General features: G+C 65.3%; 24 protein-coding genes. 12 read left to right on the forward strand and 12 right to left on the reverse strand.

All coding sequences use genetic code 11. The features are described from left to right. The first annotated feature begins 3 nt into the window (after positions 1–3). Complete coding sequence (locus ACP7BL_RS01175; protein ID WP_426257406.1) at positions 4–1,425, forward strand: sugar porter family MFS transporter; 1,422 nt, start codon at positions 4–6, stop codon at positions 1,423–1,425. 57 nt (positions 1,426–1,482) lie between these two features. On the opposite strand, the gene ACP7BL_RS01180 is transcribed toward ACP7BL_RS01175, so the two are convergent. After that, on the reverse strand, positions 1,483–2,535 hold the full coding sequence (locus tag ACP7BL_RS01180) for a LacI family DNA-binding transcriptional regulator (RefSeq protein ID WP_033965296.1): 1,053 nt from the start codon (positions 2,533–2,535) through the stop codon (positions 1,483–1,485). Between the two features lie 104 nt (positions 2,536–2,639). Here ACP7BL_RS01180 and ACP7BL_RS01185 point away from each other — a divergent pair, with 104 nt between their 5' ends. Then, positions 2,640–4,091 (forward strand): ATP-binding protein, encoded by a 1,452-nt coding sequence (locus tag ACP7BL_RS01185; RefSeq protein ID WP_033965325.1) that lies wholly within the window; start codon positions 2,640–2,642, stop codon positions 4,089–4,091. 72 nt (positions 4,092–4,163) lie between these two features. Beyond that, entirely contained in the window at positions 4,164–4,889 is a 726-nt protein-coding gene (locus ACP7BL_RS01190) for a hypothetical protein (protein WP_231565144.1), read from the forward strand. A gap of 7 nt (positions 4,890–4,896) precedes the next feature. Here the strand turns inward: ACP7BL_RS01190 and ACP7BL_RS01195 are convergent, their stop codons facing one another. Genes ACP7BL_RS01195 through ACP7BL_RS01205 form a run of 3 tightly spaced genes read right to left on the reverse strand, consistent with a single transcriptional unit; the run spans position 4,897 to position 7,319 of the window. Then, entirely contained in the window at positions 4,897–5,325 is a 429-nt protein-coding gene (locus ACP7BL_RS01195; RefSeq protein ID WP_033965298.1) for an acyl-CoA thioesterase, read from the reverse strand. Continuing rightward, positions 5,325–6,098: a sulfite exporter TauE/SafE family protein gene (locus ACP7BL_RS01200; protein WP_033965300.1), complete on the reverse strand. Its 774-nt coding sequence runs from the start codon at positions 6,096–6,098 to the stop codon at positions 5,325–5,327. The genes ACP7BL_RS01195 and ACP7BL_RS01200 overlap by 1 nt, the downstream gene beginning before the upstream one ends. 12 nt (positions 6,099–6,110) lie before the next feature. Further along, complete coding sequence (locus ACP7BL_RS01205; protein WP_033965302.1) at positions 6,111–7,319, reverse strand: LL-diaminopimelate aminotransferase; 1,209 nt, start codon at positions 7,317–7,319, stop codon at positions 6,111–6,113. A 171-nt stretch (positions 7,320–7,490) separates the two neighbouring features. Between ACP7BL_RS01205 and ACP7BL_RS01210 the strand changes: the two genes are divergently transcribed. The 4 genes from ACP7BL_RS01210 (at position 7,491) to murA (ending at position 12,032) form a co-directional block, all read left to right on the forward strand. Next, complete coding sequence (locus ACP7BL_RS01210; RefSeq protein WP_426257407.1) at positions 7,491–9,236, forward strand: PHA/PHB synthase family protein; 1,746 nt, start codon at positions 7,491–7,493, stop codon at positions 9,234–9,236. A 121-nt stretch (positions 9,237–9,357) separates the two neighbouring features. After that, positions 9,358–10,194, forward strand: a complete 837-nt coding sequence (locus ACP7BL_RS01215) for a phasin family protein (RefSeq protein ID WP_426257408.1) — start codon at positions 9,358–9,360, stop codon at positions 10,192–10,194. A gap of 131 nt (positions 10,195–10,325) precedes the next feature. After that, the gene (gene clpS / locus ACP7BL_RS01220; RefSeq protein WP_029622891.1) at positions 10,326–10,667 is read left to right on the forward strand and encodes an ATP-dependent Clp protease adapter ClpS; all 342 of its coding nucleotides are present in this window, start codon (positions 10,326–10,328) and stop codon (positions 10,665–10,667) included. An 81-nt stretch (positions 10,668–10,748) separates the two neighbouring features. Next, positions 10,749–12,032 (forward strand): UDP-N-acetylglucosamine 1-carboxyvinyltransferase, encoded by a 1,284-nt coding sequence (gene murA, locus ACP7BL_RS01225; RefSeq protein ID WP_341202693.1) that lies wholly within the window; start codon positions 10,749–10,751, stop codon positions 12,030–12,032. A gap of 116 nt (positions 12,033–12,148) precedes the next feature. Here murA and ACP7BL_RS01230 read toward each other — a convergent pair whose 3' ends face one another. The 3 genes from ACP7BL_RS01230 to ACP7BL_RS01240 all read right to left on the reverse strand — a co-directional run bounded on the left by ACP7BL_RS01230 (position 12,149) and on the right by ACP7BL_RS01240 (position 14,596). Then, a complete protein-coding gene (locus ACP7BL_RS01230) occupies positions 12,149–12,667 on the reverse strand; it encodes a phosphoribosyltransferase (protein ID WP_126845179.1) in 519 nt (172 codons plus the stop codon). Next, positions 12,664–13,677 carry an adenosine deaminase gene (locus tag ACP7BL_RS01235; protein WP_426257409.1) on the reverse strand — a complete coding sequence of 338 codons (1,014 nt, stop codon included), beginning with the start codon at positions 13,675–13,677 and terminating at the stop codon, positions 12,664–12,666. The genes ACP7BL_RS01230 and ACP7BL_RS01235 overlap by 4 nt, the downstream gene beginning before the upstream one ends. Positions 13,678–13,741: 64 nt before the next feature. Further along, positions 13,742–14,596 carry an NAD(P)H-binding protein gene (locus ACP7BL_RS01240; protein WP_426257410.1) on the reverse strand — a complete coding sequence of 285 codons (855 nt, stop codon included), beginning with the start codon at positions 14,594–14,596 and terminating at the stop codon, positions 13,742–13,744. A gap of 85 nt (positions 14,597–14,681) precedes the next feature. Here ACP7BL_RS01240 and ACP7BL_RS01245 point away from each other — a divergent pair, with 85 nt between their 5' ends. Continuing rightward, the gene (locus ACP7BL_RS01245; RefSeq protein ID WP_033965313.1) at positions 14,682–15,068 is read left to right on the forward strand and encodes a winged helix-turn-helix transcriptional regulator; all 387 of its coding nucleotides are present in this window, start codon (positions 14,682–14,684) and stop codon (positions 15,066–15,068) included. Positions 15,069–15,111: 43 nt separating this feature from the next. On the opposite strand, the gene ACP7BL_RS01250 is transcribed toward ACP7BL_RS01245, so the two are convergent. Beyond that, positions 15,112–16,449: a cystathionine gamma-synthase family protein gene (locus ACP7BL_RS01250; RefSeq protein WP_033965314.1), complete on the reverse strand. Its 1,338-nt coding sequence runs from the start codon at positions 16,447–16,449 to the stop codon at positions 15,112–15,114. A gap of 95 nt (positions 16,450–16,544) precedes the next feature. Between ACP7BL_RS01250 and ACP7BL_RS01255 the strand changes: the two genes are divergently transcribed. Then, positions 16,545–16,925, forward strand: a complete 381-nt coding sequence (locus ACP7BL_RS01255) for a VOC family protein (RefSeq protein WP_033965316.1) — start codon at positions 16,545–16,547, stop codon at positions 16,923–16,925. A 30-nt stretch (positions 16,926–16,955) separates the two neighbouring features. Here the strand turns inward: ACP7BL_RS01255 and pgeF are convergent, their stop codons facing one another. Genes pgeF through lgt form a run of 4 tightly spaced genes read right to left on the reverse strand, consistent with a single transcriptional unit; the run spans position 16,956 to position 20,271 of the window. Beyond that, on the reverse strand, positions 16,956–17,687 hold the full coding sequence (gene pgeF / locus ACP7BL_RS01260; RefSeq protein WP_426257630.1) for a peptidoglycan editing factor PgeF: 732 nt from the start codon (positions 17,685–17,687) through the stop codon (positions 16,956–16,958). Positions 17,688–17,722: 35 nt separating this feature from the next. Next, positions 17,723–18,232 carry a GNAT family N-acetyltransferase gene (locus ACP7BL_RS01265; protein ID WP_126845175.1) on the reverse strand — a complete coding sequence of 170 codons (510 nt, stop codon included), beginning with the start codon at positions 18,230–18,232 and terminating at the stop codon, positions 17,723–17,725. Next, positions 18,229–19,305, reverse strand: coding sequence for a class I SAM-dependent methyltransferase (locus ACP7BL_RS01270; RefSeq protein WP_426257411.1), 1,077 nt, complete (start codon positions 19,303–19,305; stop codon positions 18,229–18,231). Before ACP7BL_RS01270 ends, ACP7BL_RS01265 begins: the two co-directional genes overlap by 4 nt. Before the next feature lie 54 nt (positions 19,306–19,359). Next, complete coding sequence (gene lgt / locus ACP7BL_RS01275; protein ID WP_033966512.1) at positions 19,360–20,271, reverse strand: prolipoprotein diacylglyceryl transferase; 912 nt, start codon at positions 20,269–20,271, stop codon at positions 19,360–19,362. Between the two features lie 65 nt (positions 20,272–20,336). Here lgt and ACP7BL_RS01280 point away from each other — a divergent pair, with 65 nt between their 5' ends. The 3 genes from ACP7BL_RS01280 to hemH are packed head-to-tail and all read left to right on the forward strand — an operon-like array spanning position 20,337 to position 25,349. Then, complete coding sequence (locus tag ACP7BL_RS01280) at positions 20,337–22,040, forward strand: class I adenylate-forming enzyme family protein (protein ID WP_426257412.1); 1,704 nt, start codon at positions 20,337–20,339, stop codon at positions 22,038–22,040. A 46-nt stretch (positions 22,041–22,086) separates the two neighbouring features. Then, entirely contained in the window at positions 22,087–24,336 is a 2,250-nt protein-coding gene (locus ACP7BL_RS01285; protein ID WP_426257413.1) for a molybdopterin cofactor-binding domain-containing protein, read from the forward strand. Continuing rightward, on the forward strand, positions 24,336–25,349 hold the full coding sequence (hemH, locus tag ACP7BL_RS01290) for a ferrochelatase (protein ID WP_426257414.1): 1,014 nt from the start codon (positions 24,336–24,338) through the stop codon (positions 25,347–25,349). Before ACP7BL_RS01285 ends, hemH begins: the two co-directional genes overlap by 1 nt. Positions 25,350–25,358: the final 9 nt, after the last annotated feature.

Genomic DNA, 25,358 nt, shown 5'->3' on the forward strand with positions numbered 1-25,358 from the left:
ACAATGGCAACGCTGGCGCAACCCGACATGCAACGGGTCAATATAGGTTTTATCGCTTCGATCGTCGTGGTGGCGACGATCGGCGGCTTTATGTTCGGCTATGATTCGGGCGTTATCAACGGCACCCAAAAGGGGCTGGAGGCGGCGTTCGAGCTGGGCAAGCTCGGCATCGGCATCAATGTGGGCGCGATCCTGGTCGGCTCGTCGATCGGTGCGTTCGGCGCGGGGCGTTTGTCGGACGCCTATGGCCGCCGCACGGTGATGATGGGGGCCGCCGTGCTGTTCCTGGTCAGCGCGCTGCTCGCGGGCGGTGCCAGCAGCTCGATCCTGTTCATCGTCGCGCGCATCATCGGCGGCTTGGGCGTCGGCGCCGCCAGCGTGATTTCGCCAGTGTACATTTCCGAGGTGACCCCGGCGTCGATCCGCGGGCGGTTGTCGAGCGTGCAGCAAGTGATGATCATCACCGGCCTGACCGGCGCGTTCGTCGCCAACTTCGCGCTCGCACGCTATGCCGGCGGCTCGACCGCGCACTTCTGGCTCGGCTTTCCGGCATGGCGCTGGATGTTCTGGCTGCAGGCGCTGCCGGCCGCGATCTATTTTCTGGCTCTTCTCACCATCCCGGAAAGCCCGCGCTACCTTGTCGTCAAAGGCCATACCGAGCGCGCCCGCGCGGTGCTGACCAAGTTGTTCGGATCCGACGAGGCCGATCGCAAGGTCGCCGAGATCGCCGCGAGCCTGGCCGCCGACCATCACAAGCCGCGCCTGTCCGACCTGATCGACAAGACCACCGGCAAGATCCGCCCGATTCTGTGGGCGGGCATCGGGCTCGCGGTGTTCCAGCAGCTCGTCGGCATCAATGTCGTCTTCTATTATGGCGCAACCTTGTGGGAAGCGGTCGGCTTCTCCGAGGATTATGCCTTGCAGACCAACATCCTGTCGGGCGTGCTGTCGATTGGCGCGTGTGTCTTCACGATCGCGTTCGTTGACAAGATCGGGCGCAAGCCGCTGCTGCTGATCGGCTCGGCCGGCATGGCGGTAACGCTGGCGACGGTGGCCTATGCCTTCTCGACCGCCGTGACCGCGCCTGATGGCGGAGTGTCGCTGCCCGGTAATAACGGCGTGATCGCGCTGGTCGCGGCCAATCTGTACGTCGTCTTCTTCAACTTCAGCTGGGGCCCGATCATGTGGGTCATGCTGGGCGAAATGTTCCCGAACCAGATCCGCGGGTCGGGGCTGGCGGTGTCGGGCTTTGCACAGTGGATCGCCAATGCGGCGATCTCGGTCAGCTTCCCGGCGCTGGCGGTGTCGCCCGGCTTGGCGGTCACCTATACGGGCTATGCCGTGTTCGCAGGCATCTCGTTCTTCTTCGTCCAGGCGATGGTCAAGGAAACGCGCGGCCGCGAACTGGAAGCGATGGAGGGATAAGAGCCCTCGGATAGCAGGAAAGGCGAGGGCGCTGATTTCGGTCAGCGCCCTTCTTTTTTATTTTGGCGGCGCATCCGATTGGCGCCGGATCAACGCATAGTCCGCCAGCACGTGCGGATGATCGACGCTGCTGTCATTGGCATTGCGCATGCGGATTTCGCGCACCAGCAGCTCGATCGCGGTGCGCGACATTTCGGTCACCGGCTGGCGGATGGTGGTGAGTTCGGGCCAGATCGTCGTCGCCAGCACGGTGTCGTCGAACCCGCACACGGTCAGGTCGCCCGGTACGTCGAGCCCTTTGCGGTGGGCGATTGCCACGGCGGCCGCGGCCATATCGTCGTTCGAGGCAAAGATGGCGGTTGGCGGCTCGTGCAGGCCAAGCAGCCGTTCCGCCGCCTCCAGCCCGGAACGATAGGTAAACAGCCCGGCACCGACACGTTCGGGCAAAAACGCCAGCCCCATATCGGCAAGGGCCGCGCGATACCCGGCCAGCCGCTCGCCACTGGCGGTTTGTTTCGGGTCGCCGGTAATGAAGCCGATCCGCGTGTGCCCCAGTGCCCCCAGATGCCGCGTCATGTCATAGGCGGCGCGACGGTCATCAATGCTGACGGACAAGGCCCAATCGGGCGCGCGTCCGGTTGCCACCGCGACCACCGGGATGCCGTGGCCTTCGAGGGCGGCCAGCACCACGGGCGAATCGCTCAGCGGCGGAGGCAGGGCGATGCCGTCGATCCGCCCCTGTAACAGGCGTTCGATCGTCGCCGCCTCATGGCCATCCTCTTCGCATTTCTCGATCACGAGCTGGACGTTGCTGCGGCTGGCCTGATCGAGCCCGCCGACCAGGAAGTCGCTGAAATAGGTCAGCGAGGGATTGGTATGCAGCAGGCAAATGCGGATCTCCTCGCCGCCCGCCAGCGCCCGCGCTGCGGCGTTCGGCGCATAGCCCAGCGCCGCGATCGCGGATTCGACGCTGGCGCGGGTCGCGGGGCGAACACTGCCCTTGCCATTCACCACCCGCGACACCGTCATCGGCGAGACCCCGGCATGGGCCGCGACATCGGTGATGGTGGGAACATTATGTTGACGACGCGAGCTGCGAATTTCCTTCATGCACGTCCTTTCTATGCCACTTCTATGGCGGAGTGGTGCGCTACGGCAAGCCGGTGTCGCGATGGTGCTTGCCCATGCCCCCCCGCATCGGCCATGTGGCCGCGATGACGTTTCAAGTCGACATGGGCCTCGACGCGGGCGGCGCGCCCGTCCCGATCGATCTCGAAGAATTGCTGGCGACGCGGCTGCTCGTGCAAGGCAATTCGGGCTCGGGAAAATCGCATCTGCTGCGCCGCTTGCTCGAACGCAGTGCAGGGCAGGTGCAGCAGATCATCATCGATCCCGAGGGCGATTTCGTTACGCTCGGCGAACGCTATGGCCATGTCGCCATTGCGGCTGCGGAGTATTCGGTGGCGGAGATCGCCCGCTTTGCCGCGCGCATCCGCGAACATCGCACGTCGGTGGTGCTCGATCTCGAAGGTCTCGAGATGGAAGGGCAGATGCGCTGTGCCGCCGCCTTTCTGTCGGCCTTGTTCGATGCGCCGCGCGACCATTGGTTTCCGGCGCTGGTGGTGGTCGACGAAGCGCAGGTGTTCGCGCCCTCAATGGGGGCGGAAGTGACCGAGGAAGTCCGCCGCGCCTCGCTTGGCGCGATGACCAATTTGATGTGTCGTGGCCGCAAGCGCGGGCTCGCCGGGATCATCGCGACGCAGCGCCTCGCCAAACTCGCCAAGAACGTCGCCGCCGAAGCCTCCAACTTCCTGATGGGGCGCACCTTCCTCGACATCGACATGGCGCGCGCGGCCGATTTGCTGGGGATGGAGCGGCGGCAGGCCGAGCAGATCCGGGATCTTGCGCGCGGTACCTTCCTCGCGCTGGGGCCGGCGGTATCGCGCCGACCCGTGGCGATTCGCATCGGCACGGTCGAAACCGGCTCGCGGGGTGGTGGTCCTGCGCTGATCCCGCTGCCCGATGCGCAGGCGGGCGACATGCGGCAATTCCTGTTTGCGGAAATGGAGGAGCCGGTGCGGCCCGCCCCGCCGCCGCCACGCGCGGTCCCCGCCGAATCTGTGTTCGCGCAGATCGAAACCGTCGTCGCGCCCGATCCCGTTCAGATGCTGCCGCAACGCGACCCCGAGGAGCTTGCCCAGATCGTCACCGACGTGCTGCGCGCGATCGTCGCGGACGCGGATTCGACCGCGCGGCCGGCGGCAGTGTTGTACCAGGATTTTCAGGTACGCTGCCGTATGGTCGGGGTGCATCCTGCGCCGCTTGATCCGTCCGGCTTTTCGCGGCGGCTGGCGGCCGGGCGCGCGGGAATTTTCGAGGGGCTCGACGGTGATTGGGGCGAGGCGCTGGCGCTGGCGCGCGATCTGCCGGACGAAATGCTCGGCTGCTTCCTGTTGGTGGCGAAGGCCGCGCGCGAGGGGCTCCCATGTCCGAGCGATGAGGCGGTGGCGCAAACCTATGGCACCAGTTCGCTCGGCCGGGCGCGGCGCGTGATCGGCTATATCGAGGGCCGCAATCTGCTGGTGACGCGGACCGATCTGTCGGGCAAGCGATCGATGACGATCCCCGCTTTGGGATGGACCACCGCGCCCGCCGACGCCGGATGACAAAGCGTTCAGGTTACGCCGAACTGGTTGCAGTGCGGCACGGCGCACTCTAGGCGCGGCACGATGTCTGCCATGTCCTATCGATCCGAGTCAGGCAAAGGTCGATTCCGCGGCATCGCGCTTGCACTGGTCGTCGAGGCGCTGGTCGCGTTGCTGCTCCTGCAGCTGGGCACGGGCATCTTCCATAAGACCGAGAAGCAGAAGCCGCTCGTCACGTTTGACGTGAAGCCGATCGGGCCGGTGGTTTCCAAACAGGCGCAAAAGACCCAGGTCGCGCACAAGCAGAAGCAGACGACCACTGCCTCGGCCGCACCGCCGCCACCGGTCGCGCCGCCACCTGTGAAAAGTCCGGTGCCCTCAAAGCTGATCCAGTTGAGCTCCGAGGAATTCGCCGCCTCGGACATTGGCAAGATCCCGGCGCATCAGGGTGAGGGCGACGATTCGGGCAGCGGCAAGGACAGCGTGGCCGCCTATGGCCCGGGCCAGGGGCCGGGGGGTGCTGCGCTCTACAATGCCGAATGGTATCGCGAGCCGCGCGATGCCGAGTTGAAGCCTTATCTCCAGGATTACGCCAAATCGGGGTCGGGCTGGGCGCTGATCGCGTGCAAGACCGCGCCGGATTATCGCGTCGAGAATTGTCGGTCGCTTGATGAATCGCCGCCGGGCGGCGGGCTGGCGCGCGCGCTGCGGCTGGCGGCATGGCAGTTCCGGGTTCGCCCGCCGCGGATCGGCGGCAAGCCGATGATCGGCGCGTGGGTGCGGATCCGCTTCGATTTGACGGTCGGCTTTCAAAAGTAGCGCAGGCTTACGCCGTCGGCAGCGTGTCCAGATAGGCGCGGATGTCATCACTGATCGGAAGCGGCTTGCCGGTGGGCAAGTGGACGTTGACGATCACCATGTCGATCACGGTGTGCAACGCGCCCGTCTCCGCATGACATAGCTCGAAGCGCTGCGTCAGGCTCGACCCGCCGACCCGCGCGATGCGGACGAACGCCTCGATCGTATCGCCCCACACGAAGGGCTTCAGATAGTCGATCTCGGTGCGGCGGACATGGAATTCGGTGTGCGTCCACGCGTCGCCGAGCGCGGCACCGATACCGGTCCATTCCCAGAATTCGCTCACCGCAACATCGGCATATTCGAGATAGCGCGAGTTGAAGACCACCTTCTGCCCGTCAATTTCGGCGTAGCGGACCTTGAAACGAGTCGAAAAAGCGAAACCGGGACGCGTCATCAAAACAAGAGCCTTAAACCGACGATGGCAAGCACCGCTGCGAGAATCGGGCGCAAGACGCGGTCGGATATGCGGGATGCGACCAAACTGCCAACGATGATTCCAGGAATAGACCCGAGCAGCAGCGAAAACAGCAACGTCCCATCGACCGACCCGAGCAGCCAGTGGCCAAAGCCCCCGAGCAGCGTCAGCGGCACCGCATGGGCAATATCGGACCCGACCAGCCGGTTGATCGGCAAGGTCGGATAGAGGATCAGCAATGCGGTCATGCCAAGTGCCCCCGCGCCGACCGAGGTAACCGACACCAGCACCCCCAGCACCGCACCGAGCAGCACCGTCAGCCATTTAAGCCGCGCAGTCCCGATCGTGCCGAACAGGCGCGTCAGCGAGCCCACGATGCGCGCCCGGAAGATCGTCGCCACCGCCGACAGCACCAGCGTGACGCCCAGCGCCGCCGAGATCGCATGGCCGGTATCCTGCTTTTCCGATGCGTAATGCAGCACGATGATCGTCAGGATCGTCGCGGGCACGCTGCCGGCGGCGAGTCGCGCCACCACGTGCCAGTCGACCGTCCCGCGCCAGCCATGCACCGTCGTCCCCACGCTCTTGGTGGCGGACGCATAGAGCAGGTCGGTGCCGACGGCGGTCGCCGGATGAAAACCGAAGGCGAGCACCAGCAGCGGCGTCATCAACGATCCCCCGCCGACTCCGGTCAGCCCGACGAGTAGCCCGACGAGGACGCCGGCCAGCGAATACAGCGGGGTGATGATCATCCGGGGCGGCGGTCAGCCGGCCTTTGCGCTGGGAATATTAACCCCCATCGACACCAGATATTTCTTCACGTTGCGCGCCGCCTGGCGGAGCCTTTGTTCGTTTTCGACCATCGCGATGCGCACAAAGCCTTCCCCGTTTTCACCGTATCCCACCCCTGGCGCAACCGCGACCTTGGCGTGAGTCAGTAATTGTTTGGAGAACTCAAGGCTGCCTAGGTGCGCGAGCGCGGGCGGTAGCGGGGCCCAGGCGAACATCGATGCGGGCGGGGCGGGAATGTCCCACCCGGCGCGGCCGAAACTCTCGACCAGCACGTCGCGGCGCTTGTGGTAGAGTTGGCGATTGGTCTCGACGATGTCCTGCGGGCCGTTGAGCGCCGCGCACGCCGCCGCCTGGATCGGCGTGAACGCGCCATAATCGAGATAGGATTTCACCCGGCTCATCGCCGCGATCAACGTCTTGTTGCCGACCGCGAAGCCGATCCGCCAGCCCGCCATCGAATAGGTTTTGCTGAGCGAGGTGAACTCGATTGCGATGTCCTTCGCGCCCGGCACCTGCAGGATCGATGGCGTCGGCTTGCCGTCGAAATAGAGCTCCGAATAAGCGAGGTCGGAGATGATCCAGACCTTATTCTCCTTCGCCCAGGCGACAAGCCGCTCGTAAAAAGCCAGGTCGACCGCTTCGGCGGTGGGGTTGGAGGGATAGTTGACCACCAGGATCGAGGGGCGCGGGACGGTGAAGGCCATCGCGCGTTCCAGCGACTCGAAATAGGCGTCGTCGGGCGTCGTCGGCACTGCGCGGATCGTCGCGCCGGCGATGATGAAGCCGAAGGTGTGGATCGGGTAAGACGGGTTGGGCGCGAGCACGACGTCGCCCGGCGCGGTGATCGCGGTGGCGAGGCTGGCGAGCCCTTCCTTTGACCCCATCGTCACCACGACTTCGGTCTCTGGGTCGACATCGACGCCGAAGCGGCGGCCGTAATAATTGGCCTGCGCGCGGCGCAGCCCCGGAATGCCCTTGGACTGCGAATAGCCATGCGCGTCGGGCTTGCGCACCACTTCGATCAATTTCTCGATGACATGCGGTGGCGGCGGAAGATCGGGGTTGCCCATGCCGAGATCGATGATGTCCTCGCCGGTCGCCCGCGCTTCCGCTCGCATCGCGTTCACTTCGGCGATGACATAGGGCGGCAGGCGCTTGATGCGATAGAATTCGTCGGACATTGCAGGGATTCCGGCTGGAGGGAGTCCTTCCTTACGCCATTATGTGTCGCGCCGTCACCCCGCCGCACACCAATATAACGAAGCGCGCGGGTTTCGCCGCACGCGTGGTGATCCGCGCTTTCGCGCAAGGGCGAGATCGGGGTATGCTCGCCCGCACCAGAAGAGGATGTCATGGCCGAATCCACGAATGCTAGCGCTGCCGCCATGCCCAGCCTCGCCGAGTTGCAGCATTGGACCTGGGTCCTCGGTCGCGCGCAGCAGATGTTGCTGGAACAGGGCCTGTCGACACTCGGCGCGGCGGAATCGGCGTTGCCGCCGATTCCGGGGCTGACCGATCCCGCCACGATGGGCCGCGTGCGCGATTTTTGGGCCGACAGCGTCTCTCTGTGGCAGCGGATGCTCGCCCCCGGCGAGGCAGTGCCCGCTGCGGAAGAATCGGTCGAGCGCACCCGTGACAAGCGCTTCAAGGATCCGCGCTGGCGTGCCGATCCGCTGTTCGACTGGATCCGCCAGAGCTATTTCCTCTTTTCCGACCAGCTTCTCGCCCAGGTCGACGCGCTCCAGGGCGTTGATGACAAGCAGCGCGAACAGATGCGCTTTGCTACGCGCGGTTTTCTGGATGCGATCAGCCCGTCCAACTTCCCCGCGACCAACCCGGAAGTGCTTGAAAAGACGATCGAGACCGGTGGCGAAAATCTGCTCAAGGGCCTGCAGAACATGTTGGCCGATCTCGCCAAGGGGCAGGTGACGCACACCGACCAGACCGCGTTCGAACTCGGCCGCAACCTGGCGACCACGCCGGGCAAGGTGATCCATCGCACCGATCTGTACGAACTGATCCAATATGCCCCGGCCACGCCCAACGTGCTGGCGGTGCCGCTGGTGATCTTCCCACCATGGATCAACCGTTTCTACATTCTCGACCTGACCGCGGAGAAAAGCTTCATTCGCTGGGCGGTCGAACAGGGCATCACCGTCTTCATGGTTTCCTGGCGATCGGCCGATGCCAGCATGAAGGACGTGGTTTGGGACGATTATATCGCCGCCCAAATCGATGCGATCGACACGGTGCGGCGCGTGCTGAAGGTGCCCGCGGTCCACACCATCGGCTATTGCGTGGCGGGCACGACGCTCGCCGCGACGCTCGCGGTGCTGGCGACGCGAGGGGAAGGCGACACGGTCAAGAGCGCGACCTTTTTTACGGCCCAGGTCGATTTCGAGAAAGCCGGGGAATTGCTGTATTTCGTCGCCGACGATCAGCTTGAGTTGCTCAAGACGCTCACCCCGGATGGCTTTCTCGATGGGCGCTACATGGCGGCGGTGTTCAACCAGTTGCGCGGGCGCGACCTGATCTGGAACTATGTCACCAACAATTATCTGCTGGGCAAGGATTATGCCCCGTTCGACCTGCTCCACTGGAATGGCGACACCACCAACCTGCCCGCGCAGTGGCACATGCGCTATCTGACCGACCTGTATCGCGACAATCTGCTGAGTAAGGCCGGGGCGCTCAGCGCGCTGGGCACGCCGATCGATCTCGGGCTGGTGAAGACGCCGAGCTACATCCAGGCCGGGCGCGAGGACCATATCGCACCGGCCGAAAGCGTGTGGGCGCTGATGCGGCTGTTCTCTGGCGAGCGCCGGTTCGTGCTGGCGGGATCCGGGCATATTGCCGGCGTGGTCAATCCGCCGAGCGCGAACAAATATCAATATTGGCTCAATCCCGAGCCGGTCGAGACGCTCGAGGCGTTTGTCGCCGGGGCACAGGAGACCAAGGGGAGCTGGTGGCCCGACTGGGTCGCTTGGCTGCGTGATCAGGACGCGGCGACGGTCCCCGCCAAGGGCCCACGCCAACCGGGCAAGGGTTTGCTCGAGGCACTCGAGGACGCGCCCGGACGTTACGTAAAGCAGCGTTAAAGATCGAAGGGGAGGGCCGAAACTACGGAGTTTCACTTATGTTGCAGTGCAACATTTCGCTTGCATTTGGCACCAATGCTGCTATATTGCAGTGCAGCATTGGTGTAGGAGAGATCCGATCATGGCAAGCAAGGGCCCAAAGTCAGACGCGGCACCGAAAGCCTCAAAACCGGCCGCGAAGGTGGCCGGACCATCGGCCGTGGCCGAGGCTGGCGTCGCTCCCGCAAAACCCGCTGCTCCCAAGACACGGACCGCCGCCGCTGCGGTGAAAACCCCACCGGTTCCTGCAGTGCTTCCGGCCCCGGTCCCGGAAGTGCCCGAACCGGTCGTCGTGGCCCCTGCCGTCGACGAGGTCGCACCGGCACCGATTGCAGCAGCACCCCAAGTGCCCGCTCTAGCGGTGTCCGCGCCCGAGCCTGTTCGTATCCCTGACCCGGTTCTTACCGTCGAAGCCCCCAAACCCGTCGCCGCCGCCGCGCCGACCGTTACGCAGAAGGAAATCTTCACCATGGAAAACACCATCAAAGCCGCTACCGACAAGGTCCAGGAACAGGCCAAGGCCCTGTTCGCCGATGTCAACGATCGCACCAAGACCGCCGTTGAAAAGGGCACCAAGCTGGTCGAGGAATTCAACGAATTCTCGAAGGGCAATGTCGAGGCGATCGTCGAATCGTCGAAGATCGCCGCCAAGGGCATCGAAACGTTTGGCCAGGACGCTGCCGAATATAGCCGCAAGCATTTCGAAGGCGCGACCGCCGCGCTGAAGAGCCTGTCGAGCGTCAAGACCCCGTCGGACTTCTTCAAGCTGCAGAGCGATTATGTCCGCAGCGCGTTCGACTCGATCGTCGCCGAAACCTCGAAGAACACCGAGTCGCTGGTGAAGCTCGCCGGTGAGGTCGCGCAGCCGATCTCGAACCGCGTCGCGCTTGCCGCCGAGAAGATCAAGATCAGCGCATAAGCCGATCTTCGTCCGCATCGGACAGGAGAGGGCGGTCCCGGCTGGGGCCGCCCTTTTCGTTTGCCCCCTTGCCCTCACCCCCGGCAATGCCATATTTTAGGCAACAGATGATCGACCGTAGCGCAATCTCGATGGCGGAACGCCGTGATGACGGAACCGGGGACGGGCCGGACGACGGCACTGGCCTGGGCGTCGCGACGCGCACCCGCGCCAAGACCAAGCAGCCGACGCCTTATCGCGTGCTGCTGCTCAATGACGATTACACCCCGATGGAGTTCGTCGTGCTCGTGCTGCAGCGCTTCTTCCGCATGGATATGGAGGCGGCGACCCGGGTGATGCTCCATGTCCACCAGAAGGGCGTCGGGGTGTGCGGCATCTTCAGCTACGAAGTCGCCGAGACCAAGGTCAGCCAGGTCATCGATTTCGCGCGGCAGAACCAGCATCCGCTGCAATGCATGTTGGAAAAGGCCTGATTTAGCCGGACGTTTCTGCGCGCCTCGTCGCAATTCGCCTATCGTGCTTGCGCGGGCGGTGCGAGGCGATAAACGAGATCCATGGATCGTATTCTCATTCGCGGCGGCAATCGCCTGTCGGGCCGTCTTCCCATTTCCGGTGCAAAGAACGCCGCGCTCACGCTGATGCCGTGCGCCTTGCTGACCGAGGAGCCGGTGACGCTGCGCAATCTGCCGCGACTCGCCGATGTCGACAGCTTCGGGCATTTGCTCAACCAGCTTGGCTGCTCGACTCGAATCGAGGGCGCGCGGCCCGAGGATTTCGGTCGCGTGATGACGATCCGCGCCGGTAAGCTCACCGCGACCGAAGCCCCGTATGACATCGTGCGGAAAATGCGCGCTTCGATCCTGGTGCTCGGCCCGCTGATCGGGCGCGCGGGCGAAGCGACGGTGTCGCTGCCCGGCGGCTGCGCGATCGGCAATCGCCCGATCGATCTGCATCTGAAGGCGCTGGAGGCGATCGGCGCTCAGCTTGAGATGGCGGCAGGCTATGTGAAGGCTGTCGCGCCGGGCGGGCGTCTGTCGGGCGGCAAATACACCTTCCCGATCGTGTCGGTCGGGGCGACCGAGAATGTCGTGATGGCGGCGGTGCTGGCCAAGGGTGGCAGCCGGATCGAGAATGCCGCGCGCGAGCCCGAGATCGTCGACCTGTGCAATCTGCTGGTGGCGATGGGTGCCAAGATTTCGGGGATCGGCACCGAAACGCTCGAGATCGAAGGTGTCGACCGGCTGCACGGCGCAACCTATCGCGTGATGCCCGACCGGATCGAAGCGGGCAGCTATGCCTGCGCCGCCGCCATTACGGGCGGTTCGGTCGAACTGGTCGGCGTGAAGATGGACGATATGCGTGCAACCACCGCCGCCTTGATCGCGGCCGGGGTGACGCTGGAGGAGCGCGGTGAGAATCTGCTGGTTTCCGCGACCAACGGCATCAAGCCGCTGACGCTGTCGACCGCGCCGTTCCCCGGCTTCGCGACCGATATGCAGGCGCAGTTCATGGCGATGCTGTGCCTGGCCGACGGTGCCAGCGTACTGACCGAGACGATCTTCGAGAACCGTTACATGCACGTGCCCGAACTGGCGCGGATGGGCGCGGACATCCTCGTGCAGGGCCGCACCGCCGTGGTGCGCGGCGTGCCCAAATTGGTCGGCGCGCCGGTGATGGCGACCGATCTGCGCGCCTCGATGAGCCTGATCATCGCCGGGCTCGTCGCCGAGGGCGAGACGCAAGTCAGCCGCGTCTATCACCTCGATCGCGGTTATGAGCGGCTCGAGGAAAAGCTGAGCGCGGTCGGGGCCGATATCGAGCGCGTCGGCGACGGTTAAGGGCGGACGCCACCGCTCCCGTTCGTTTCGAGCGAAGTCGAGAAACCTGGCACAGCGCGTGTTGCTGTTTCTCGACTACGCTCGAAACGAACGGGGCGCGGGCAAGTCGGCGACGGTTAAGCCGTCCGCTCCGGCACCGCGGCGGCATCGGCCTGGATCGCGAGGTCGGGCGCGACCGCTTCCCACGGGAAGACGAACCAGTCCTTGGTCACCGCGCGGTCGATTTCGCGGGCATGATATTCGACGCGCTCGCCCGAGCGGATATTGTCGAGCAGCGTCGCGAAGCGCACGCTGCCCGGCACCGCGCCCGCCGCCGCCAGCATCGCCCGCAACCGCGCGATCGTGCGGCCCGTATCGTTGATGTCGTCGAGGAACAGGAAACGCTCGCCCGCCTTGGTCCGCGCCGCCAGCCGCGCGATCGGGTCGAGCGCGAAATCCTCGACCTGCGCCGAGAAATCGACCGAAAGCATCGGCAGGCCGCTTGCGTGACTCAGGAACACCGCCGGAACCAGCCCGCCGCGCCCAATGCCGATCAGGAAGGTCGGCACCCAGGCCGCATCTTCGCTCAACCGCGCCGCCAACAGGCGGATATCGGCGACGAAGCGGTCCTGCGGGATCGGGGTGTAGATCGTCATGCCGCCGCCTCCACATAGGCATCCAGCCGCGCCAGATGCTCCGCCACGGCGGCATCGGGCAGGAACGAGCCCAGGAAACTGTTGCGCGCCAGCGTGACGAGATCGGCGCGGCCCAGCCCGCGCGCCGCCGCCACAGCGCGGTAATTGTCGGCGACATAGCCACCGAAATAGGCCGGGTCGTCCGAATTGACCGTCGCGCGCAGCCCCGCGCGCAGCATCCGGTCGATCGGGTGTGCGGCCATATCGTCCACCACGCACAGCTTGAGGTTGGAGAGCGGACACACCGTCAGCGTCATGCCCATGCGCGCGAGCCGCGTGACGAGCAGCGGGTCCTCCAGACTGCGATTGCCATGGTCGAGCCGGTCGACGCCGATCACGTCCAGCGCCTGCAGCACATAGTCGGGCGGCCCCTCCTCCCCGGCATGCGCGACCAGCTTCAAGCCCTTCGCCCGGGCCGCGGCGAAGACGCGCGCGAACTTCTCCGGCGGGTGGCCGAGTTCGGACGAGTCGAGCCCGACCGCCGCAATCCGGTCGAGCCAGGGCTCGGCGGCCTCCAACGTGGCAAAGGCATCGGCTTCGTCGAGGTGGCGCAGGAAACTCATGATCAGCAGCACCGTCATGCCGTGCTTCGCCTCCGCGTCGGCAATGGCGGAGAGCAGCCCGGTGATGACCGTGTCGAAGGCAATACCGCGCGCGGTGTGCGTCTGCGGATCGAACATGATTTCGGCATGGACGACGCCATCGGCGGCCGCGCGAGCGAAATAGGCGGCGGCGAGATCGTGGAAATCCTGCGCTGTCCGCAGCACGTCCGCCCCGGCATAATAAATGTCCAGAAAATCCTGTAGCCGCGAGAAGTTATAGGCGGCGCGGACATCCTCGACGCTGGCGAAAGGAATGCTGACCTGGTTGCGCTGCGCGAGCGCGAACATCAGTTCGGGCTCAAGGCTGCCCTCGATATGGAGGTGGAGTTCGGCCTTGGGCAGGCCTGCGATGAAGTCGGGCTCGGTCATTCGCGCACCATTGCCAGGTTGCTGGCCGTGGGCAAGCGGCGAACCACCACCCACGGCACCCGCTTCACCCGTTAAGCGCACTTTCCAGCGTCGTGCGCCACGGCGTGGTTGGTCGGCCGATCAAGGCGCTCAACGCATGGCGATCGTCGAACAGCGCGCCGTTGGCCGCCTTGGTGTCGCTTTCGGCCAGCATCGCCGCAATCGGTGCGGGCAGGCCGACCCCCTCCAGCGCAACGCGATAGTCGGCTTCGGGAAGGTCCTGATAGACGACGGCCTTGCCCGAAAGATCGCTCAGCGCCCCCGCCAGATCGGCCAGCGTAAAGGCATCGTCGCCCGCCAGTTCATAGGTCGCGGGCTTGGCTTCCAGTGCGGTCAGCACGGCCACGGCCGCCGCCGCGTAATCGGCGCGCGCCGCCCCCGAAATGCGGCCCGCGCCCGCGCTCCCCAACACCGCCCCATGCGCGACCGCCATCGGGGCGCTTTGCGCATAGTTTTCAGTGTACCAGCCATTGCGGAGCAGCGCGTGCGGCACGCCGCTGTCGGCCAGGGCCAGTTCGGTCGCACGATGTTCGATCGCGAGGTTGAGCGGGTTGGTGTCGGCATGGAGGAGGCTGGTATAGGCGATGAAGCCGACCCCGGCGGCCTTGGCGGCGGCGATCACGGCCTGATGCTGCGCCACGCGCTGGCCGATCTCGCTCGACGAGATCAGCAGCAGGCGATCGACCCCGGCGAGCGCGCCGACAAGGGTTTCGGCGTGATTATAGTCAAACGCTCGGACAACCACCCCCTGTGCGGCCAAATCGGCCAGCTTGGCAGGGTCACGCACCAGCGCAACGATCGTCTCGGGGGCAACTTTCTCGAGCAGGCCAGCGATAACAAGGCGGCCGAGTTGGCCCGACGCTCCGGTAACAGCAATCATGATAGCACTCCCAAAACCATTGAGACGCACCATCTAGGCGTGTAGCTTATGAAAAATAGGTACGCACAAAAAGGTAAGTGATGAAATGGTAGAGTGGAGCGCCACCCCGCTTTCGGACGCTTTGGAACGCGGCGATGTGCTGAGCCCGGATTGCCCGTCCCGTCTCATCCTCAACCATGTCACCAGCAAATGGGGGGTGCTGACCCTGCTCTCGTTGCGATCAGGCACGCTGCGCTTCAGTGCGCTGCGTCGCAAGGTCAGCGGCGTGAGCGAGCGGATGCTGGCGCAGACGTTGCAGCAATTGGAAGGATGTCGCCTGGTCGATCGGCGGAGCTATGCCGAGGTGCCACCGCGCGTCGACTATACGCTGACCCCGTTGGGGCGTGAGGCGGCGGACCGAGTCGCCGCGCTGGCGGACTGGATCGAATCGTCGCTGCCGTTGCTGCTGGAGCCAGCACCGGTCGCGGCATGATGGTCAGCCCGGGCGACACTTTGCGCCACCCGGGCCACGCTTGTCAGATCGCCGCGAGGGCCTGGTCGAAATCGGCAATCAGATCATCCGCATCCTCGACCCCGATCGAGATGCGCACGAGATTGTCGGTGATGCCGAGCGCCTGCTTGCGCGCATCGGGCACCGACAGATGCGTCATCGCCGCCGGGTGCGAGGCGAGCGTTTCGGTGCCGCCCAGCGACACCGCCAGTTTGGCGATTTTCAGCGCGTCGAGGAACGCAAAGGCTTCTTTCTCGCCACCCTTCAGGATCAACGAAAAAGTCGATCCCGCGCCGGTGCAATGGCGCGCATAGATATCCGCCTGGCGCTCCATCCCCGGCGTATCGGCTAGGAAGCCAAGATAGCCGACTCGCTCGACCTTGGGGTGGCTGCGCAGGAAGCCACACACCTTGACCGCATTCTCGCCCGCACGGCTCATCCGCAATTCCAGCGTTTCGAGGCTGCGCATCAGCATCCAGGCGGTGTTGGGGTCACAGATCGTGCCGATCGTGTTGCGCATCAGCCGGATGGTGTTGATATGCTCCTTGGACCCGAGCACACCGCCCGCGACCAGATCGCTATGCCCGCCGGCATATTTGGTCAGCGAATAGACGACGATGTCCGCGCCATGCTCAAGCGGTTTGAGCCAGAGCGGGCCGAGGAAGGTATTGTCGATTGCGATCGGCGGCTTCGCGCCCTTGAAGATCGCGTCGCGGCTCGCCGCCACTGCCTGGATATCGACCAGCGCGTTGGTCGGGTTGGCGGGGCTTTCGAGATAGATCAAAGCGACATTGCCGGTCGCCGCCTTGCTCATCACCGCATCGATCTCTTCCCGCGTCGCGCCCGCCGGGAAATCGAGCCAATGCACGCCGAAGCGACCGAGAATGCGCGCGATCAGCGTCTCGGTCGCGGCATAAAGCGGGCCCGAATGGACGATGGTATCGCCGGGTTTGACCATCGACAGGAACAGCGTCGCGATCGCCGACATGCCGCTGGAGAACACCAATGCGTCCTCGGCCTCTTCCCACACGCCCAGGCGATCCTCAAGGATTTCCTGATTCGGGCCGTTGAACCGCGAATAGACCAGCCCTTCGGAGCCGCCGGGGCGCTTGCCGGTAACACCCTCGAAATGGCGCTTGCCTGCGGCTGCATTGGGGAAAACATAGGTCGAGGTGGCGAAGATCGGCGGTTTGAGCGAGCCTTCCGACAGCATCGGATCATAGCCGTGGCCCATCATCAGCGTGGAGGCCTTCAGCTTGCGATCGCCGATCTTCTCGATCGAGGGCTTGGGCTTGGTGCGCGGGGCGACGCCGGTCAGATCGGCTTCGGTCTGGGGGTCGGTCTGGTCGGTCGGCTTCGCCATGAGGGTGCATCCTGCGTCGAAAAATGATAGGAAGCCTTACCGCGAGATAGTCTCGAATGATACTATTTCGCGGCAGATCCTTGGGGGGACAGGATATGCCGATCGCAATCGTTTCGGTGCCCGTGACCGATGTGGCACGGGCGCGGCGCTTTTATGTGGAAACACTTGGGCTGGTGGTGTTGCGCGACGAGGCGATGGGGCCCGACATGCGCTGGGTTCAGTTGCAGCCCAAGGATGGTGGCGCGACGGTTGCGCTGGTGACGTGGTTCGACGCGATGCCGCCCGGATCGGTGCAGGGGCTGATGTTGGCGGTGGACGATATCGACGCCGAACATGCCCGGCTGGCGGCGGCAGGGGCGACGGTGTCACCGGTCGACGAACAGCCATGGGGACGCTTCACCATGCTGCAGGACCCTGACGGCAATGGCTGGATCGTCGCGCAATTGACCAATCCCGACGAAGTGAAGACCCGGTAAAGGGCTTTTGGTCGCCCGCTTGGCGAGGCGTCAGAGGCCGATGATCGAAATCTGACGCCCATAGCCAGGCTCACCGCGATGCGTCGCGCGGCGGAAGCTGAAGAAGCGCGCTTCATCGGCATAAGTGTCGAGCCCGAGCATCGCGACCCGCGTCACCCCGGCGGTGGCGAGGCGGTGCGCGACATAGGCTTCCAGGTCGAACTGGAAATGGCCCGCGCGGCCTTCGGCGAAGAAGCGTTCATTGGCCGGGTCGTTGGCCTCGAAGCGGCGCGCAAAGGCTTCGTCCACTTCGTAACTGGCGCGCGCGATGCACGGGCCGATCGCGGCGGCGATGCGGTCGCGCTGTGCGCCGAGCGCTTCCATCGCCTGAATGGTGGCATCGGTGACGCCGCCGAGCGCCCCTTTCCATCCCGCGTGCGCCGCTCCGATGATTCCGGCCTGCACATCCGCCAGCAACACCGGCGCGCAATCGGCGGTGACGATGCCGAGCGCCAGGCCCGGGCGATCGGTCACCAGCGCATCGGCATGCGGGCGTGCAGTGTCTTCAAACGGCGTGGCCACGGTGACGCACTCGGCGGAATGCACTTGATAGGGCGACAGCAATCGCGCGCCCGGCAGCACCGCCGCGACGGCCCGCGCGCGATTTTCGGCGACGGCGGCGGCATCGTCGTCGGAGCCGATGCCGACGTTCAGCCCGGCATGGATACCCTTTGATATGCCGCCGATCCGCCCGAGAAAGCCATGCTGGGTCCCCGCCAGCATGGGTGCGCGGATCACCTCGACCGCTGCCAGCGCGCTCACAGCACCAGCCGCATCAGATTGTCGTCATCGACGGTCGCGCCGACGCGGAACGCGATCCGCCCAATGTCGCGGAAACCGTATTTTTCATAGAAACGATGCGCCCTGTGATTGTCGACATAGACGCTCAGGATCACTTCGCGCGCGCCGTGGCTGCGCGCATGGTCGAGCGACCACGCCATCAGTTCCTGCGCCACGCCCTGGCCGTGCCATCCGCTGAGCACATAGAATTGGTACAGCTCGATCGCATCGGGACGCCATTCGCCGGGGAAGGTGACCGGCCCCATTTTGACGAACCCGATGATCTGCCCATCGTCGAGCGCCAGCCGGATCGCGAAATCGGGATCGGAGAGTTGGGCGGGCAAGCCATTGGGGCCGAACGCCTCGTCGAGAAAGGCGTTCAGATCGGATTCGGGATAGAGCATCCCGAAGGTCTCGGTGAAGGACTGGCGCGCCATTGCGGCAAGCGGAGGCCCGTCGATCGTCCGGGCGTCACGGTAGTGGATCATGCAAACCCCGCTGGGAGTGGCCAGTCGGGGGAGGAAACCGCCAGAACCTGGAATAAAGTGCCCATCGCCTGGGTGAGGCGCTGGTGATCGGCGGCAATGCCTTCGGCGCGATCGGGCGCGGCAGTGGCAAGCGCAGCAGCGCGGGCGGCGATGCCGAGCGCGCCGAGGAACGCGCCTTGCCCGACCGGACCCGCGACCTGCGCGCCCTCGACCGTCGCGGCGGCGGCGAGCGTGCCGAAATCGACATGTGCGGTCAGATCCTGCTCGCCCGGCATGTCGAACGGGTTGGCGTAAGCATGGCCGCGCACCGCTTGCAGCGTGTCGCCGATCGCGGGGCCGTGATAGCCATAATCGATCACCAGCAGCGCCCCGCCTTGTATGACGATCCGCTGGGCAAGGCCGCGCAGGATCGCCACGCTGGCGGGAGACGTCTCGATCACCGAGCCTGCCTGCGCGGCGCGCAACGCCTCGGGGATAACGCCGTCGGGCACTTGCTTGCCCGCGATCGGAAGGAACAACGTGTCCTGACACGCGACCACCCGCTCGAACCAGCCGCCCGCGCCTTTGACGAGTTGGCGGATCGGCAGCGCGTCGAAGAATTCATTGGCGACCACTATCAGCGGGCGATCGGTTGGCAGTGTATCGATCGCGTCGTGCCAGGTCGCATCGGCCAAGCGGTCGGCTTGCGCCGCGCGCAGCACCGGGCTGGTCTCCACCAGATGCACCGGCGGGGTGAAACCGGCCTTGCCCGCCGCGCGCAGCGCATCGGTCGAGAGCGTCCCCCGACCGGGGCCGAGTTCGACCCATGCCGCTGGCGGTCGCCCGGCGCGGTCCCACAGATCGGCACCCCACAGCCCGATCAGTTCGCCGAACATCTGGCTGATTTCGGGCGCGGTGGTGAAATCGCCGCCGCTGCCCAGCGGATCGCGCGTCGCATAATAATGCTGGTTGGCCGCCGCCATGAACTGCGCGAGCGAAATCGGACCGGCCAGCGTGATCGCACGGGCGAGGCGGTCGGCCAAATCTCCCCTCGCGCTTGCGAGAGGGGCTGGGGGAGAGGAGTCCGTCAGCATATCGAAAGTGCCATGCCCTCCCCCGTCCCCTCCCGCAAGCGGGAGGGGAGAAGGTTAGGCCACGCTCGCGTCGCCCGCGATCGGTACGACGCGGTGGCGGCGGCCCTTAGCGGTGACGATCAGATAAAGCCCACCGATAATCATCGGCAGCGTCAGCACCTGTCCCATATGGATTGTGTGCGCGAAGAAGCCGCCCCACCAATCGTTGAATTGCGCATCGGGCTCGCGGAAGAACTCGACGGTGAAGCGTGCGAGACCATAGCCAAGCAGGAACAGCCCGACCAATTTGCCCGGCTCATAGCGCGCCTTGGTCTTCCAGAAGGCGAACCACAGCACCGCGAACAAGGCGACGCCCTCCAGCCCGGCTTCGTACAATTGGCTCGGGTGGCGCGCGGGTTCGATCATGCCGCTTTGTACGGTGTCGTTGAACACGATTGCCCACGGCACGTCGGACGGCTTGCCCCACAATTCGCCGTTCACGAAATTCGCGATCCGCCCAAAGAACAGACCGAACGGCACCGCGCAGGCGAGATAATCGTGGACGCGGAGCCAATCGAGCTTTTGCGAGCGCGCAAACAGGATGATGCCGATCGAGGTGCCGATCATCCCGCCGTGGAAGGACATGCCACCATCCCACAGCTTGAACAGGCCCCATTTGGTCAGCAATTGCGGCGCGTAGAACAGCGCATAGCCCAGCCGCCCGCCAAGGATGATGCCGAGCGTGGCGTAGAACACCAGATCGTCGGCATGGCGGCGTGCCATCGGCGCGCCCGGCTGGCGCAGCAGCTTCAGCAAATACCACCAGCCGACCAGAATGCCGGTGATATAGGCGATCGAATACCATTTGATCTGGAAGAAACGCAGGTCGATCGCCACCGGATTGAGGTGGAGATCGGCGAAATGGAGGTGGCCCTGCGCGGCCGAGGCGGCATTGGCGAGCACGGGCAGGGCGGCAGTCAGGATCAAGGCTTTTCCCCGAGGATTTGCGCCTCCATAATGGCGGAAGGCGATAAGACCAAGTGGAGAGCGAGATGCCGAGCAAACTGGACCTGCGAATGGATGCCGCCCTGGCGGGGCTGACCGGGCCCGGGGCACCGTTCGGGCTGGGATCCGTAGCGGCAGGTGGCGTCGATCTGCCGTTTATCACTGGCGTACCGCAGACCTTGCCGCCCTATTTCGCGCACTATTGCGCGACTCACGCCGACCTGCCTTTCCTGGTGGCGGGGCCCGAGCGGCTGACCTTTGCGGAGGTTTATGCGGTCGCGCAGGGCGTCGCAAAGGGCCTGATTGCGCAACACCAAGTTGCTCGCGGCGACCGAGTCGGCATCGCGATGCGCAATTCGCCGTCGTGGATCGCGCTGTACATGGGCATCGTGATGGCGGGCGGTGTCGCGACGCTGCTGAACGGCTGGTGGCAGTCCGAGGAACTGGCGACCGCGGTGGCCGAGGTCGAGTGCCGCCTGGTCTTTGCCGATCCCCCGCGCGCGAAGCGGCTGGCCGAGATTGACGGGCTCGATGTCGCGGTGGTGACGATCGACGATGTGCAGCCGCTTGGTAGCGCGCTCGCGGCGCTCGCCGGGCCAGCCGACGTCGCTCTGCCGACCATCGCGCCCGAAGACCCCGCCACGATCCTGTTCACCTCGGGCTCGACGGGCCAATCGAAGGGTGCGATCAGCAATCATCGGGCGGTGACGCAGGGCGTGTTCAACTATCTCGCGCAAGCGCTGGTCATGCTCGGCATTACGACTGCGGACGGCAATCCGCCGGTCGGCCAGCCCGCAACCTTGCTCAACGTGCCGCTCTTCCACGTCACCGCCGAAGTGCCGGTGTTCCTGCAAAGCTTTGCCATGGGGCGCAAACTCGTGCTGATGCCCAAATGGGATGCCGAAGAGGCGATGCGGCTGATTCAGGCCGAGAAGGTCAGTTATTTCGTCGGCGTGCCGCTGATGAGTTTCGAGATTCTGACTCACCCGAAGCGTGGCGACTATGATCTGTCGTCGGTTACCGATTTCGCCGCAGGCGGGGCACCGCGTCCGGTCGAGCATGTCCGGCGCATCGCCGACGAAATGGGCGGCCCCAAGCCGCTGCTCGGCTACGGCTTGACCGAAACCAACGGCGTGGGCTGCGGGAATTTCCGGGACAATTACCTCGCCAAGCCCAATTCAACCGGGCGCGCTTCGGCACCGTTGGTCGATCTCGCGATCCTTGATGGCGCGGGCAAGCCGGTCGCGCAGGGCGAGCGCGGCGAGGTCGGCATTCGCTCGATCTGCAACTTCACCGAATATTACGGGCGGCCCGACGCCACCGCCGCCGCCTTCACCGCCGATCGTTACTTTCTGACCGGCGATATCGGCTATCTCGACGAGGACGGCTATCTGTTCATCGTCGATCGCAAGAAGGACATTATCATCCGCGGTGGCGAGAATATCTCGTGTCAGGAAGTCGAGGCCGCGATTTACGAACATCCGGCGGTGGCCGAGGCGGCGGTGTTCGGCCTTCCCGACGAGCGCTTTGGCGAAGTGCCGGGCGCGGTCGTGCTGCCACGCGAGGGCGAGACGCTGACGACCGAGGCGTTGTGCGCATTCCTGTTTGCCCATGTCGCGGCGTTCAAGGTGCCGCAGCGCATCTGGATCGTCGACAGCCCGTTGCCGCGATTGGGCACGGAGAAGATCGACAAGGTCTCGATCCGCACCAGATATCGCACGCTGGCGGCGGCGGAGACCGTGACGGCATAGCCACACCGAACTGGCGGTGCGGCGCTTGGCGCGATAGAGCAAGGCGATGGCTTCCCCCGCACCCCCGAAGATCGATCGTCGCACGCTGCTGATCGGTGGTGGGGCGGGGATCGGGCTGGTCGTGGCATGGGGGCTGTGGCCGCGGCGCTATTCCGGCAATCTCACCGCCGATAAGGGCGAAAGCGTGTTCGGCGCATGGCTCAAGATCGGCGATGACGGCCATGTCACCGTCGCGGTGCCGCAAGCCGAGCATGGTCAGGGCGTCTATACCACCCTGCCGCAAATCATCGCCGATGAATTGGGCGCGGACTGGCGCACGGTTTCTGTGGAGCCAGCCCCGTTCAACCCGCTTTATGCCAATACGCTTGGCGCGCACGAGTTGTTCGAGCCGCCGGGCGACGGGCTGGTCACGGCGTGGCGCGATGCCCATGCCGGGCGAATGGGGCTGATGCTGACTGCGGGATCGACCTCGGTCCGCGCGTTCGAGAACCCTTTGCGCGCGGCGGGGGCGGCGGCGCGCATATTGTTGTGCAAGGCTGCGGCCAAACGGTGGAAGGTCGAGTGGCAGGGGTGCACTACCGCCGAGGGCTTCGTCGTCCACGGCAACAACCGGTTGCGCTTCGCCGAACTGGCGGCCGAGGCGGTTGGTGGCGCGCTGCCCGATCCGCTGCCGCTGCGCGGTGATGGCGGGGAACGGGGCGGGGACCGTTTGTCGGGCCAGTCGCTGCCCCGGCTCGATGGCCCGTCCAAGATCGATGGGTCCGCCAATTTCGCAGGCGACGTGCGCTTGCCCGACATGGTCTATGCCAGCATCCGCCAGGGGCCGGTCGGCGACAGCAAGCTGGTGCGGGTCGATCGCACGGCGGCGGAGCGCGTTCGCGGCGTGTTGCAGGTTGTCACCAACGATCGCTGGGTTGCGGCGATCGCCAATAACTGGTGGGCGGCGAACAAGGCGCTGGATGTGCTTGCCCCCCGGTTCGAGACCAAAAGCGGCGCGATCACCACCGCCAGCATCAACGCTGCGCTGAAGGCCGCGCTCGACGGACCCGGTGCCCGCATCGCACGGCAAGGCGATTTGTCGGCGGTGTTCAAGGGCGCGCGGGTGGTGACCGCCGATTATCATGTTGGCCTTGCCGCGCATGCTGCGATCGAGACGATGACCGCGACCGCGCACTATCGGGATGGGCGGCTTGAGCTATGGTTGCCGACCCAGGCACCGGGATTGGCGCGCAGCGCGGCGGCGGCGGCGATCGGCCTGGCGGAGGATGCGGTGCTGGTGCATCCCATGCTGATCGGCGGCTCGTTCGGCGCGAATCTGGAAACGCAATGTGCGGCACAGGCGGCGGTGCTGGCGCACAGTCTAAAGCGCCCGGTGCAATTGGTGTGGAGCCGATCCGAAGATCTGCTGCACGATCGCTATCGCCCCCCGGCGGCGGCAAGAATGGCGGCTCGGCTCGGCGGCAATGGGCAGATCCTCGGCTGGCTTGCCAAGATCGCCGCCCCGGCGACCGGCCAGGAGCTGGCCGGGCGCTTGCTGGCGCACGATACCGGGTTCCGCGCGGCGCAAGCTGTTGCGCCCTTCGGCGATGGCTATGCGGTGGCCGGGGCCGCGCCGTTCTACCGTATTCCAGCTTATGCGATCGACCATCACCCGGCCGATATCGGTGTGCCAACCGGACATTGGCGCTCCGGCGCGCATAGCTACACGACGTTTTTCACCGAGTGTTTTCTGGATGAACTGGCGCATGTCGCGGGGACCGAGCCGCTGTCCTTCCGCATCGGCATGCTGGGCGGGGATGCGCGGCTGGCGCGGTGCTTGTCGACCGCCGCGTCGCTTGGCGGTTGGGAAGGCGGCATTGCGGGAAGCGGGCAGGGCATTGCTTGTCACAGCTTTCGCGGCAGCCATATCGCGGTGCTGGTCGAGGCGCATGTCGGCGAGGGCCAGGCGGTCAGCGTCGATCGCATCGTCGCGGCGGTCGATTGCGGGCGGCAGATCAACCCCGACATCGTTCGCCAGCAGATCGAAGGCGGTTTGCTGTTCGGCATGGCGGCGGCGACGGGCAGCGCGACCGGATTCAAGGCCAATCTGGCCGAGGCGCGGGGCTTTGGCGATCTCGGTCTGCCACGGCTGGCCGACACGCCCGACATTACCGTCGAACTGATTTCGAGCGAGGCGGAGCCCGGCGGAGTGAGCGAACTCGCCGTGCCGCCGGTTGCGCCCGCAATTGCCAATGCGCTGCAAGCCGCTACGGGCTATCGCTTGCGCCGCCTGCCGCTCACTCCGGGAACCGTTTGATGCCAGCCATCCTTCCTGCCGGGCACCCGGCCGTGCCCAAGCCAAAGATTGGCGTTCTGCTCACCAATCTCGGCACGCCGGACGGGCCCGATACCAAGTCGGTCAAACGCTATCTCGCCGAATTTCTCTCGGACCGGCGCGTCGTGGAGATTCCGCCGCTGATTTGGCAGCCGATCCTGCGCGGCATCATCCTCAATACCCGTCCGCAAAAATCAGCCGAGGCTTATGCTCAGGTGTGGAGCGCCGATGGCTCGCCTTTGGCCGCGATCACCAAGGCGCAGAGTGCGGCGCTGCAAGGCGCGTTCGGCGTGGACGTGCTGGTCGATTGGGCGATGCGCTATGGCAATCCGTCCATCCCCGCTCGCCTGCAGGCGATGAAGGATGCTGGCTGCGAACGGATCCTGGTAGCGCCGCTCTATCCGCAATATTGCGGGGCGACGACCGCGACCGCCAATGACAAGGCCTTTGCCGCTTTGGCCAAGATGCGCTGGCAACCGGCCTTGCGCACCTTGCCGCCTTATTATGATGATCCCGCTTATATCGAGGCGCTGGCGCAATCGCTGACGGCGGGGCTGGCCGCGCTCGATTTCGAGCCGCAGGCGATCGTCGCCAGCTTCCACGGCATGCCGCAGCGCACGCTCGAACTGGGCGATCCCTATCACTGCCATTGCCAGAAGACCGCGCGGTTGCTGGGCGAGCGGCTGGGACGGCCGATGACGGTCACCTTCCAATCGCGCTTCGGGCGCGCCAAGTGGCTCGAACCGGCGACCGACGCGACGCTCGATGCGCTGCCGGCCAAGGGCATTACCAAGGTCGCGATCTTCGCCCCCGGCTTTTCGGCCGACTGCCTTGAAACGCTGGAGGAACTGGCGATTCGGGGACGCGAGAGCTTCGAGGAAAATGGCGGCACCCATTTCGCCTATATCCCCTGCCTCAATGCCGGAGAGATCGGCATCGGAATGCTGCGGGTTTTACTTGCGCGTCAACTTGAAGGGTGGACGCCATCCGCCTAGCGTGGGTTG

The sequence above is a fragment of the Sphingomonas sp. DC1600-2 genome (assembly GCF_049897605.1).
Lineage (GTDB): Bacteria > Pseudomonadota > Alphaproteobacteria > Sphingomonadales > Sphingomonadaceae > Sphingomonas.